Annotated in this window: 13 protein-coding genes; 5 read left to right on the plus strand and 8 right to left on the minus strand. The window is 35.9% G+C overall.

Annotation, left to right across the window (positions count from 1 at the left end):
* Positions 1-73 precede the first annotated feature (73 nt).
* The gene (locus H9650_RS01735) at positions 74-976 is read left to right on the plus strand and encodes a glycerophosphodiester phosphodiesterase (protein ID WP_144537935.1); all 903 of its coding nucleotides are present in this window, start codon (positions 74-76) and stop codon (positions 974-976) included.
* Between the two features lie 246 nt (positions 977-1,222).
* Here H9650_RS01735 and H9650_RS01740 read toward each other — a convergent pair whose 3' ends face one another.
* Complete coding sequence (locus H9650_RS01740) at positions 1,223-1,672, minus strand: YlbF family regulator (RefSeq protein ID WP_154311194.1); 450 nt, start codon at positions 1,670-1,672, stop codon at positions 1,223-1,225.
* An 85-nt stretch (positions 1,673-1,757) separates the two neighbouring features.
* On the opposite strand from H9650_RS01740, the gene H9650_RS01745 reads away from it, so the two are divergent.
* On the plus strand, positions 1,758-2,258 hold the full coding sequence (locus H9650_RS01745) for a PaaI family thioesterase (RefSeq protein WP_191696419.1): 501 nt from the start codon (positions 1,758-1,760) through the stop codon (positions 2,256-2,258).
* Here H9650_RS01745 and H9650_RS01750 read toward each other — a convergent pair.
* Entirely contained in the window at positions 2,204-3,637 is a 1,434-nt protein-coding gene (locus tag H9650_RS01750) for a UDP-N-acetylmuramoyl-L-alanyl-D-glutamate--2,6-diaminopimelate ligase (RefSeq protein WP_191696420.1), read from the minus strand. The genes H9650_RS01745 and H9650_RS01750 overlap by 55 nt on opposite strands.
* Positions 3,638-3,776: 139 nt before the next feature.
* On the opposite strand from H9650_RS01750, the gene H9650_RS01755 reads away from it, so the two are divergent.
* Positions 3,777-4,508 (plus strand): amino acid kinase family protein, encoded by a 732-nt coding sequence (locus tag H9650_RS01755; protein ID WP_144537931.1) that lies wholly within the window; start codon positions 3,777-3,779, stop codon positions 4,506-4,508.
* A 4-nt stretch (positions 4,509-4,512) separates the two neighbouring features.
* On the opposite strand, the gene H9650_RS01760 is transcribed toward H9650_RS01755, so the two are convergent.
* Complete coding sequence (locus H9650_RS01760; protein WP_144537930.1) at positions 4,513-5,580, minus strand: CAP domain-containing protein; 1,068 nt, start codon at positions 5,578-5,580, stop codon at positions 4,513-4,515.
* Between the two features lie 153 nt (positions 5,581-5,733).
* Between H9650_RS01760 and H9650_RS01765 the strand changes: the two genes are divergently transcribed.
* Complete coding sequence (locus H9650_RS01765) at positions 5,734-6,102, plus strand: YugN family protein (protein WP_144537929.1); 369 nt, start codon at positions 5,734-5,736, stop codon at positions 6,100-6,102.
* A gap of 102 nt (positions 6,103-6,204) precedes the next feature.
* Positions 6,205-7,269, plus strand: coding sequence for a sporulation integral membrane protein YtvI (gene ytvI, locus H9650_RS01770; protein ID WP_191696421.1), 1,065 nt, complete (start codon positions 6,205-6,207; stop codon positions 7,267-7,269).
* 218 nt (positions 7,270-7,487) lie between these two features.
* Here the strand turns inward: ytvI and H9650_RS01775 are convergent, their stop codons facing one another.
* From H9650_RS01775 to H9650_RS01795, 5 genes are all read right to left on the minus strand, one after another.
* Positions 7,488-7,949: a DUF420 domain-containing protein gene (locus H9650_RS01775; RefSeq protein ID WP_144537927.1), complete on the minus strand. Its 462-nt coding sequence runs from the start codon at positions 7,947-7,949 to the stop codon at positions 7,488-7,490.
* A 25-nt stretch (positions 7,950-7,974) separates the two neighbouring features.
* On the minus strand, positions 7,975-8,886 hold the full coding sequence (ctaG, locus tag H9650_RS01780; RefSeq protein ID WP_191696422.1) for a cytochrome c oxidase assembly factor CtaG: 912 nt from the start codon (positions 8,884-8,886) through the stop codon (positions 7,975-7,977).
* Between the two features lie 297 nt (positions 8,887-9,183).
* Positions 9,184-9,519 (minus strand): cytochrome c oxidase subunit IVB, encoded by a 336-nt coding sequence (gene ctaF / locus H9650_RS01785; RefSeq protein WP_144537925.1) that lies wholly within the window; start codon positions 9,517-9,519, stop codon positions 9,184-9,186.
* 1 nt (position 9,520) lies between these two features.
* Complete coding sequence (locus H9650_RS01790; protein WP_144537924.1) at positions 9,521-10,147, minus strand: cytochrome (ubi)quinol oxidase subunit III; 627 nt, start codon at positions 10,145-10,147, stop codon at positions 9,521-9,523.
* 2 nt (positions 10,148-10,149) lie between these two features.
* Positions 10,150-12,012 (minus strand): cytochrome c oxidase subunit I, encoded by a 1,863-nt coding sequence (locus H9650_RS01795; RefSeq protein ID WP_191696423.1) that lies wholly within the window; start codon positions 12,010-12,012, stop codon positions 10,150-10,152.
* Between the last annotated feature and the right edge of the window lie 22 nt (positions 12,013-12,034).

Consider the following 12,034-nt stretch of genomic DNA (forward strand, 5'->3'; position numbering starts at 1 on the left):
CATTTAAAATTAGATAGATGAGAGCATATTATCTTGCTATAATTTTAGTTAGTTTATAAAAAGGGGGATAAGAATGGGGAAAAAATCTAATGTAGCTATCGCCATTGCAGCTGCCGCTGGTGCCGCATGGGCAAGTACAAAAGCTTTGTCAAAGCCAACTGGCCGTCCTTCAAAAGAAGCACTAAAGTATGATCATCCCATTATTCTTGCACACCGTGGAGGAGCTGCCCTGGCACCTGAAGGTTCGATGGCTGCCTTCGAAAACGCTGCAAAATTAGGAGTTCATGGCTTCGAGATTGATTTGAGATTAACAAAAGATGAAGAAATTATCGTTTTCCATGATGAAACACTAGAAAGAGTAACAGACTTCACAGGCAAAGTCTCCGATTACACATTATCAGAACTTAAGGCTGCTGACCTGGGTTATTATTTCAAAGATTTAAGTGATGCTTATTCATTTAGAGGAACGGGAGAACAAGTATTGACTTTAGGTGAATTGCTTGATGCCTATCCCCAAATGCTTATTAACATGGATATTAAGGACAACCCCGAAACCTATGAAGGTAGTCTAATGCCCTCTAAGCTATGGAGATTGATAGAAGAAAAACAAGCTTTCGATCGAGTGGTAGTAACTAGCTTCTTTGATGAGCAAATTGATCGTTTCAATCTTTATGCACAAAACACTGTTACCCTAGGAGCCGGGGAAAAAGAGGTTAAAAAAGCATATACCGCTTATACAAGTCAGTTTAGACATTTATATCACCCTAGATCAGACGTCTTCCAGCTACCATTAAAAGCTAGAATGGTATCTTTAGATAGCCCAGGATTTATAAAATTTTTATCAACTTTAAATATTCCTGTACACTATTGGTCTATTAACGATCCTGTGGTGATGAAAAAGCTCATCCAAAATGGAGCTAAGGGAATTATTACAGACAGACCTGATTTAGCTATTGACGCACTAAAGTTAGACTAAGGTATAAAAAATAGCTTGCTTTCCAATTTAGGCCGACGCTTTCCGAGGTAGTCACCGTCTGTTACACCAATAAATAAAAAATAGATAGCATGTATGTAATTAACTTCAATTTTAAAAAAATAATTCACCCCTTTTCCTGTTTGAAATAAAGGGAGCTTGCTTTAGTTTATACACGAATTGAAAAAGCATATGCTTTCTTGTCATTAAAAAGGATGTGTGCAAATAAATGCACACATCCTTCCTAATTTATGCAGAACAAGAACACGAACCACCAGATCCACATCCGCTTCCACAGCTTGAGCTACTAGAAGCGAAAAATGGGTTGCTTACAGGGACTTTGACACCTTCTGATACAGATTTACCTACAATCAAGCTTACTTCATCTAGAAGGTCTTGTAATTCGTTTTCTGCTACTCTTAAAGCAGCTACTTCGTCTACCATATCAAGGTTACGTTTAGTTACACGAATATCCTTCATTACTCTTGAATAATCTGGATGGTATTTTCCAAAGCGCTGAACCTCTTCATATTGGTCCTTCAGTCTGGTGAAGTAGTTGATCTCCCGAACGAGTTCAGGTTTTGTATATACAGCACGATGTGCATCTAAGTAATGGTAAAATTGTTCAGAGGATAAAACCATAGTACATAGTAAATCTGAGTGGTCCATAATATCGACCCATTCATCGGTCATAATCATAAATAAAACCTCCAATCCTGTCTATCATAACAGAAAAATGGAGACAATTGCTAAACTAATATCTTAAATGTCAGGAGAATATATTATGAATGAATTACAAACGCTCTTTGAACAAGTTACCAAGGAAGCTTCCGATACAGAAAAAGGGTTACTGACTGACTTCCTTCTAGGTCTACAGCATAAACGACAAGGCACTGCTCCTACTTATTTAAATGCAACATTTCAGATGGATACTCGCTACGAAGATAACCATTGTATCGTGACTCTTCCAGTTACTCCTTTAATCTATAATAGCTTTGATATGCCACACGGAGGAGTTATTGCAACGCTAGTAGACAATGCAATGGGATTCTTAGTCAACAAAGATCTCCATGCAGAAGGTAAAGGTGCAGTTACAACAAATATGACAATCCACTACATAAAAGCATCATCTGAAAAACAACTGATTGCTACTTCTACATACTTACATAAAGGACGACAAACGTTAGTTATGGAATGTACGGTAACCCAGCCAGATGGAAAAAAAATTGCTTATGCAACCGGATCATTTTTTGTTATAACAACGACATCCAATTCTTTAAAATAGGAATGGACAACTTCCACATCGGAAAAAGGTAAAACAACATCTTTGATAATTTGTTCTTTTTCGTGTCCCTTCCCAGCTACAAGAACGACGTCTCCCACTTTTGCGGTGGCAAGTGCCAATTCAATAGCTTTTCTACGGTTAATCTCCACAATCACTTTGCTTGGCACCATGCCTTGAACAATATCTGCAATAATTGCTTCTGGTTTCTCATTACGTGGGTTATCAGAAGTAACAATTGCCTTAGTAGCATACTTTGACGCAACTTCTCCCATAGATTTTCTCTTTTGCTTATCTCGATTACCGCCACAACCGAATACAACGTAAATATTGTGCTTCGCATAACTATAAATAGAGCTTAAGCAGGCTTCTAATGCGTCGGGGGTATGGGCATAGTCTATTAGCACCTCAATACCCATTTTGTTTTCCACTCTCTGTAATCTTCCAGCTGGGAGGCTTACAGGTTTAATGGATTCACAGGAAATACCTAATCCTAACAAAACTCCAATTGCTGCTGCTAAATTCATACCATTGTGATAACCACTGTTTCTCATAGTAACTTCTGTTTGTCTGCCGTTCACATCATACTCATATTTAACGTTTTCATCTAAATGCTTCTCTCTCTTGAAAACCACATCATTTCCTTCCCGGTCTCCAAATCGGATAGTAGGGATATATGACTTTTGAGCAACTGAGCGACACCATTCGTCACTATTATTAATAACCAATTGTTTAGCTAATGGAATTAGCAGTTCTTTAGATTTCTTATATGGTACCATGCCCCCGTGGAACTCTAAATGATCCTTACCTATATTTAAAAATACTGCTATGTCCATTGGGTAACTGCCTAACCGATTGTCCAATAATCCTTGAGATGAGGCCTCTAAAACTATATATTCAACATCATGTTCATAACAGTACCTCACAACTTGGATAAAATCGTAAAAAGGGAGCGTTGTATTACTTCTAAACTGTTTCTCTAATTTATTTCCATTTACGAATACACCTAATGTACCAACAACACATACAGATTTGTTTTGTTGCATTAACAGTTGCCCAGTAAAGGATGCAACAGTTGTTTTTCCGTTAGTTCCAGTAATTCCTACTGTTTTTATTTTTTGACCATACATTTTGTGCGTTAAGTATGCAATTTTGTCTTGCAAAAGGCACATATCCGAAGGAAGGACAATTTGGGGAATACTACAATCTGATACATAATATTTTGTAATAACTATTTTTGCCCCATTTTGAATTGCCTCTTCTATATACGCTCGATTGTTCGATTCTGAAACAAATACATCCCCTATTTGAATTTGCTTGGAATGATCAATAAAACGATCAATAGTCAAACCGCTTAAATCACCAAAAATTTTATACTCCAACCCGTCTAATAGCTCTTTTAATGAATAAATAGTAACTCAACTCCCTACACCATTCTAGTTACATCGCATACAGTAAAATGAATTCCTTGTATCGTATGAACGGAGTGTTTGAAATGTCACGAGAAGAGTGGTTGAAAATATGATTGTGCAAAAATATGGTGGTATTGCGATGCAGGATTCTTCGAATAGACGTCTAGTCATCGAAAGAATCCAAAAAGCAGTCACTACCCATAAGAAAGTGTTGGTTGTTGTATCTGCCATGGGAAGAAGAGGTCAACATTACGCTACAGATACTTTACTAGATCTTATTCCAAATACACCACATAGCATTGAAACAGATTTACTTTCTGCTTGCGGAGAGCTCATATCTGCCTCTGTATTAGTAGCCGAACTAAAAAATGAGGGGCTTCACTCAACTATTTTATATGGCAAAAATGCTGGAATTATTACAAACGAGTCATATGGTAATGCAAATATTGAATACGTTGATATATCTGAGATTAATAAAGCCTTTGAAACCTATCATTGTGTAGTTGTTCCTGGATTTCAAGGCGTCTCCAAATATTCAAACAACTTTACAACGTTAGGTAGAGGAGGAAGTGATTTAACAGCTGTTGTATATGGACATTATTTAAAGGCAGATGTCGTAGAATTTTATAAAAATGTTCCAGGAGTCATGACATCAGATCCATCTACAAATAAACAAGTTGAATTAATATCTTATATGACCTATGAAGAGCTCCAGCTTAAAATAAATGAACCAGTTGAAGTCATACAAAAAAGAGCAGCAAAATTCGCTGCCCTTCATAGCGTTCCCCTTCATATTCGTTCTTTGTATGAAGAAACGAATGGTACGTTTGTATATCAATAAATAATCATTCAAGATTATCCTTTTTCTCAATAAAGTTTTGCGTGTAGTAATTACTGTATACTCCAACTCCTGTATGAGTATAAGATCTTCCTAGCAAAGTTTCTCGATGCTCTTTTGAATTCAACCATCCATTCACAGCTTCACCTGCATCAAAATAAAACGCTGCAGTATTACCCCCTGCTCTGGAGAAGTCTAATGAGGCTTCTTTAAGCTTATCTTTAAACTTCGGTATTTCAAATTTTTCGTTAGTTACAATATTATTCTTCGCCATTTCAGCACTGTGCTCGTAGGATATATTTTGTAATCCTACATCAGACTCTAACACCCGTAGACCATGGCGAAGTCTTAAGACATTGGTTATTTCTACAACTTGTTTAGCAGTTGCTCTGTCAGCTGCTGCTTGGAGAACAGAAGATGGTGTTTTGGATTCTATAACGTCCCCACTATATAAAATATCATAGGGTTTATGCATCAATAGAGTTTTGGAATCACTAAATCTCACCGCTTCCAGCTGCTGATCAAGTTGATCGATATAGAGTATTGCATATAAATCATCGAACTGGACTAACAGCCTTGTGTTAATGTCCTCTTCATTTAAAGAAAAAATATAAGTATTTTCACCAATGGTCATAGTTATTTCAGATTGAACAAGTGTAAATCGATATATATCCTCAAGTGATTGACCAATTTTGTATGGAGATGCATCCACATTTCTTCCTAGAGCATACGCTTGTGTAACTATATTATCTTCTACTCCTATTAGCTTATAAGTAGAGAACGAGTCATTATATACCCACCAATCATATCCAAACGTTGAGGGATCGATTCTAGTCGGAGTACCATAAAGTGCTGTCACTTCTTCAGCTGCTTTACCGATCAGCGAAGAAATACCTTCTTTTGGTCTAGTGAATATATTGACCGCTTCTACTATTTCCTCTTTTTCCACAGGAATTAGTTGTCCTGAGTTATTTGAACCTGTTATTAGATCATTTTCTTGGATTGGTGTATCAAAATATATAAATATTAATAGCAAAATAGCAATGCCAACTAAAATATGAAAGAGAGTTTTCATTTTATCTTGGCTCCTTCGAAGTTACTTCGTATTCCTAGTATATCAAGGATATATACAAATACACAATGTTGTCATTGCAACATTTTTGAATTTGAATTAATATTAATAAGAACAGATTCTTAGGATAACTTCAATGTGAAGGAGGACAATTCGATGTATTTTGAAAATACAGGTATAGAAAACAAAGTCTTAGATCTTAACGTATTAGACGATGTTATGAAAAAACATGGCTTAATTCGTGCAGGGCAATGGGATTATGAGCGTGTGACTTATGATAAGAAATTTGAAATAAAAGAGGGTACATTTTATCTTCGAATTTTCGGCTTTACAAAAGAAGGCGATGTAGGCGCTCATGAAGCTAACATTACTCTTTTAAAACCGGTTTTAGGAAAACACTATTATCCACATGGTGTAGAGTACGGAGAAAATGAAGTATTTCCAAACCACTTAGTTAAATCTTGTGATCAAACGTTAAAAGCTTTGAGTGCTGAACTAACTGAGTTCGCTATCCAATCAAAATAATTTCTAGACGTTAGAGATAATTTCTCTAACGTTTTTTTAGCTGTTAAAACTGGTATTTCTTGTCTATACTTAAAAGAACGACCTACAAAGGAGCAAAATGGAATGGCTTTTAAAGCTTTAAAAAAAGAGCATATTAAATATATAATCCTCTTTCTTTTTTTCCTGTTAATTTCTATTTTCATCCTTCCTGTATCGGTTCCAATTATTTTGGCATTACTAACCGCTATAATTATTGAACCAATTGTAAAATTTACTGAAAAGATATTTAAATGGAAGAGAAAACCTGCAGTTATTACTAATTTTATTTTTTTCATGACTATTATTTCAGCTCTCTTATACTTCACTGTAACGAAGCTGATAAGCCAACTCTTATATACTTCCAAAGTGATTCCATTTCATCTAAATAGCTTGACTGGTGTGTGGATCAATGTCCAAAATAATATTTTTAAATATACCGAGGGCTTACCTCTCGAAGTAGTAGAATCTATACAAGACAAGTTTGACTCTGCATTAACCAGCATGAGAGATGCCCTCCTTGATCTTCTTAGCTACTCTAACATCTCTGCATTGCTAACAAATATTCCTAACTTTCTTGTTAATTTTATTGTGTTTATAATTGCCCTTTTTTTGTTTATGTTGGACTTAGAAAATATAAGAGCAAAATTCTTTTATTTCCTCTCTGAAGGAACGGCCGAAAAGGTACGTGTCATGTCTTCGAGCATAAAAAAGGTTGTAATCGGCTTTATGAAAGCTCAAATATTAGCTAGCTTTATCATATTAGGTGCTTCTTTAATAGGGCTGTTATTTATAGTAAGCCCTAAGGTGGCTGTTATTATGTCCATAGTTATTTGGATTATAGATGTAATACCAATTCTTGGTTCTATTGCTATACTCGCTCCTTGGGCAGGTTACTTGTTTCTAGTTGGTGACACTGTATTTGCCACGAAATTGACCGTTTTAGCTCTTATTTTACTAATCATTAGAAGAGCTGTGGAACCTAAACTAATGGGTACTCAAATGGGTATTTCCCCCCTTGCTATCCTTATTGCCATGTTCATCGGTGCCAAGTTGTTTGGCTTCCTCGGATTTTTAATCGGACCACTAGTAGTCATATTGTTTATTACAGCAAGAGAAGCAGGTATGATCCGCTTAAACTTTAAAATATGAATATTTACAAAGTCATTATTATTAACGAAATAGCAATTTAAGGCCTTACTGTTCTTCTTAACAGAATGCCTTATTTTTTTGCCTGCTATCGGTTTAATAGCTTACGAAAATAGACCGCTTGTATTTGTTTCACCTATTACATACGATTATAATAGTACAAAAACAAAGGCAATCAAGAATTAATAATCTTGATTGCCTTTGTGTATTTTAGTTGTTAATTATCCACCTAGGATTGCTTTAAAAACGGAAGTCGTTTCGCCGCCCTCATAAATTACGTAAAGTAACGCATAAACCGCTACTCCTGTTATTGCAACAAAGAACCATATGACACTAGTAATTGGTCCAAGTTTACGGTGTTTCTTTATATTATTTTTGTAGCCTAGATAAATTGTAACTAGCCCAAATACTGCTCCTGTTGTAGCTAAGATAATATGAAAAACTAGGAAAACCGTATAGTAAATTTTTATATCGTCTGGTCCACCAAACGCAGTATTCCCTATAAACAATGTACGAGAAACATAAATGATAAAAAATGTTAATGCTGATATTGCTGCAGCAAACATCGTCTTTTTATGTGCCTCAATTTTCCTTTGCTTCACTAAAATCCAACCAATTGCAACAAGTACAGCACTTAAGACAATAAAAAACGTGCTTATTGTAGGTAATACTGGAACACTCATCTTCATTCTCCTCTAATATAAAAAATTATAGTTTAGCTTGTACCTTTAAGTCGTCTAATGCTTTTTGAGTTATTTCATCTGCATTATCCTGCTCATTTTTATACCATGCAAAGAATATGGAGAATAAGAAGGCAGCATATATAAGCTCTTGAATAATCTTCATCACAATTCCACCTAGTTGCTGATCCTCAAGAGGATCCAAGTTAGAAAATAACTCTGGGCCAGATAGACTTAGACCAGCTAAAGTGTCAGAAGGAACACAAAGTTCCATATTTTTTAGCCAAACATCTGAATCTGTATAAGTATCATACATTGGGCTATTAGAGAAAATGATTAGAGCACAGGCTGGAGTGATTAATATAGCACTAGCAACAATAAAACCAATTTTCTTTAAACCATGTAGTTTTTTCTCTGATTCAATTACGTCAACAATAGACCACCACATAAATACAGCTGCAAAGAATAACAATAATGTATATGTTCCATGGAGTACCTCATTCATCTTAATCGCGTCAAAGACTAATGGAATATGATAGAGCGAGAATGTCATGGTAAACAATACTAAAGAAAATAGTGGTTTAGTCAAGAAAGGAATCACTTTTCTTAAAACCGGCAGCTCAATAACTACCTTCCACACCCACCATGGAATCCCTTTCATAAGTAGTGGCGGAACTAATAATAACAATAGTGCCATTTGCACCATATGGAAGGTAAACATAATATGTGCCATTAAATCTAACGGAGAACCTTTTACAATATATAAAAGCAATAAACCAGATACAAAAAATACCGCTTCTTTTCTTTTTAATGGCTCAGAAACTTTAAAATCATTTCTCCATTTGACGGTGATCAAAAAATATAGAATAGCTATACAAACTAAAAGTCCTAATAAAATAGGACTCCATAAAGCCTGGAAGCCGAATATGCTAATTGACATTCTATTACGCTCCTTTTTAAGTTGCTACCTTTATTATATAGGGCAGTACAAGTAACATCAAATGAACGAACTATGACAATTATTACTATATACTTATGAGTTGAATGTTTCAAATTATTATCCAATATAGGCCCTCATTAATGGGTACAACTATTCCCAACAAAATTAATGGACGCTAAGGAGACTCCCTCATTCTTTCGAGCTTTGTACTCAATCAATCTTAACATAATTCTAGAAAAGTCTTTTGTTTAAAACAAACAAAAGAGAGCTAAGAAAATCTTAGCTCTCTTTTTGTAATTACCACCAAACAATTGTTATAAAAGTTAGTAGGAAAGTAAATCCAACCATTGCCGCAAAGTAAATAAAGTATGCTGGAATGTTATGATTTTTTTCACTCATATGCATGAAGTAGTAAAGTTGTAAAACTACTTGTACTGCAGCTAACAATAAAATAATCGGGATGATGTAGTATTTTGAGAAACCTGCAACCACTGCTGTGAAAGAGATTAATGTCAAGAAAATCATAATAGAGAATGTAGTTACTTGCGTACGCATACTCTCTTTTCTTTTTCGCTTCAAGTACTCAAATTCAGTTTGAGATCTTACGTAAACATGATTGTCGTGTGATGACATATTAACCAACAACTCCCATCAAGTATACTACTGTAAAGATGAATACCCACACAACGTCAATAAAGTGCCAGTATAGTGAAGCAGTATAGTATTTTGGTGCGTTATATAAGCTGAAACCACGTTTAGCATTACGTAAAAGTAATAGAGTAATCCAGCCTAAACCAATTACTACGTGAAGACCGTGAGTACCAACTAAAGTAAAGAACGCAGTTGAGAAAGCACTTTGTCCATAATGGAATCCTAAATGTACATAGTGATTAAACTCATAAATTTCTAGGCCTAAGAAAGTAAAACCTAATAGTACTGTAATAGCCATCCATGTTTGCGTACCACGGAAATTATGATTTTTCAAATGGTACATTGCATATACACTTGTTAACGAAGATGTTAACAGGATCATGGTCATAACAAAAACTAGAGGTAATTCAAACAATGTTTGAGTGGAGAATTCCATACCTTCTGGTCCTTTGTTTTTAAGAGCTAAATAAGTAGCAAATAAACTAGAAAACAGTACAGTTTCTCCAGCTAGGAACAACCAGAAGCCTAAGAATTTATTCTTACCTTCCATTGTTGCTTGTTCCGGATGATCTGGCCAAGTTTGTGGGGAGTACTTTTTATTCAAGTCCATTCTTATTTACCCCCTTCGTCATTCATTAAATCTTCTTTATGGATATGATATCCATGGTCGTCTTTCAGTGAACGAACAGCCATAGATGCAACTGTGATTGCTAAACCAAGTACTAATACTGGAACAGCCCAATCTTTTTCTCCGTTGTAAAGTGCACCGAATGCTGCGATAAATAAACCTAATGTCATTACGAAAGGAATGAAAGAGTTGTTTGGCATATGGATATCAGAGATTGGCTCTGCATATGTCATACCTACTTTGTTTCCTTCTTGTTTTTCAATCCAGAAAGTATCTAATCCACGAACAAGTGGAGTTTGTTTAAAGTTGTAGAATGGAATTGGTTGTGGAATAGCCCACTCCAATGTACGTCCATCTTCCCAAGGGTCATTTCCAACTTTTTCGTTTTTAGCTACAGTCATAATAATATTAATTACAAGGATTATTACCCCGATTGCCATGAATACTGCACCACCAGAACTGATTGCGTTGAATAAATCCCAACCTTGATCTGCTCCGAATGTGAATACACGACGTGGCATACCCATTAAACCTAAGAAATGTTGAATAAAGAATGTCATATGGAAACCGATAAAGAAGAACCAGAAAGTCCATTTACCTAATTTCTCACTTAACATTTGGTTGAACATTAAAGGCCAATATAAATGTAATGCCGCTAAGATAGCAAGTACTACCCCACCAACGATTACATAGTGGAAATGGGCAACGATAAAGTATGAATCATGTAATTGGTAGTCAAGTGGAGCCGCAGCTTGCATGACACCAGTTACCCCACCTGCTACGAATGAAGGGATAAATCCTAATGCGTAAAGCATTGGAACCGTAACTTTAATACTTCCTCCCCAAATTGTAAGCAGCCAGTTGAATATTTTCATACCAGTTGGAACAGCAATAGCCATTGTCGCAACAGCGAAAATTGCGTTAGCTGTTGGTCCTAAACCAACTGTAAACATGTGATGGGCCCAAACCATGAATCCTAAGAAACCGATTAATACGGTCGCAAATACCATGGATGAATATCCAAATAAACGTTTGCGAGCAAATAACGAGAAGATTTCTGAGAAAATACCGAAAGCAGGTAAAATCAGAATGTATACTTCAGGGTGTCCAAAGATCCAGAATAAATGCTCCCAGATAATTGTATTTCCTCCCATTTCATGATTGAAGAATTGTCCTCCAAACATACGGTCAATGATTAGGAAGAAAAGACCGATTGTAAGTGGTGGGAATGCAAATAAGATCAATGCACTTGCCACGAATGTAGTCCAAGTGAACAATGGCATACGCATATACGTCATACCAGGTGCACGCATATTAATAATCGTTACAAGGAAGTTAATCCCGGCAATATACGTACCTGCACCGGATATTTGAAGTCCGAGTGCATAGAAGTCAATACCATGACCAGGGGATGCTAAAGATAGAGATGCATATGAAGTCCATCCAGCATCAGGAGCTCCTCCCATAAACCAAGAAAGGTTTAAGAAGATACCACCAAATAAGAATAACCAAAAACCAAGTGCATTTAAGAATGGGAATGCTACGTCACGTGCACCAATTTGAAGTGGTACAACGGCATTCATATAACCAAATAATATCGGCATGGCCGCAAGGAAAATCATTGTCGTACCATGCATTGTTATAATTTCATTGAAAAGACCTGCACTAACAAAGTCGTTATCCGGTTTAGCTAATTGGATACGAATTAGCATTGCCTCTATACCACCGATTACGAAAAATAAACCACCGGCAGCGAGGTACAGGACAGCAATCTTTTTATGGTCTACTGTTGTTAAATAGTCCCATAAAGTTGCGCCAAAGCCCTTTTTCTTAGCTATAGAACTCACAACTTTTACCTCCCTCATTTTT

This window comes from Psychrobacillus faecigallinarum (genome assembly GCF_014836595.1).
GTDB classification, from domain to species: domain Bacteria; phylum Bacillota; class Bacilli; order Bacillales_A; family Planococcaceae; genus Psychrobacillus; species Psychrobacillus faecigallinarum.

Excerpts from the sequence above, each read along its gene's own strand:
- H9650_RS01740 (WP_154311194.1), bottom strand. The coding sequence starts at position 1,672 with ATGATTATGACCGATGAATGGGTCGATATTATGGACCACTCAGATTTA.
- H9650_RS01735 (WP_144537935.1), top strand. The coding sequence starts at position 74 with ATGGGGAAAAAATCTAATGTAGCTATCGCCATTGCAGCTGCCGCTGGT.
- H9650_RS01765 (WP_144537929.1), top strand. The coding sequence starts at position 5,734 with ATGTATTTTGAAAATACAGGTATAGAAAACAAAGTCTTAGATCTTAAC.
- ctaG (WP_191696422.1), bottom strand. The coding sequence starts at position 8,886 with ATGTCAATTAGCATATTCGGCTTCCAGGCTTTATGGAGTCCTATTTTA.
- ytvI (WP_191696421.1), top strand. The coding sequence starts at position 6,205 with ATGGCTTTTAAAGCTTTAAAAAAAGAGCATATTAAATATATAATCCTC.
- H9650_RS01760 (WP_144537930.1), bottom strand. The coding sequence starts at position 5,580 with ATGAAAACTCTCTTTCATATTTTAGTTGGCATTGCTATTTTGCTATTA.
- H9650_RS01745 (WP_191696419.1), top strand. The coding sequence starts at position 1,758 with ATGAATGAATTACAAACGCTCTTTGAACAAGTTACCAAGGAAGCTTCC.
- ctaF (WP_144537925.1), bottom strand. The coding sequence starts at position 9,519 with ATGTCATCACACGACAATCATGTTTACGTAAGATCTCAAACTGAATTT.
- H9650_RS01790 (WP_144537924.1), bottom strand. The coding sequence starts at position 10,147 with ATGGACTTGAATAAAAAGTACTCCCCACAAACTTGGCCAGATCATCCG.
- H9650_RS01755 (WP_144537931.1), top strand. The coding sequence starts at position 3,777 with ATGATTGTGCAAAAATATGGTGGTATTGCGATGCAGGATTCTTCGAAT.
- H9650_RS01775 (WP_144537927.1), bottom strand. The coding sequence starts at position 7,949 with ATGAGTGTTCCAGTATTACCTACAATAAGCACGTTTTTTATTGTCTTA.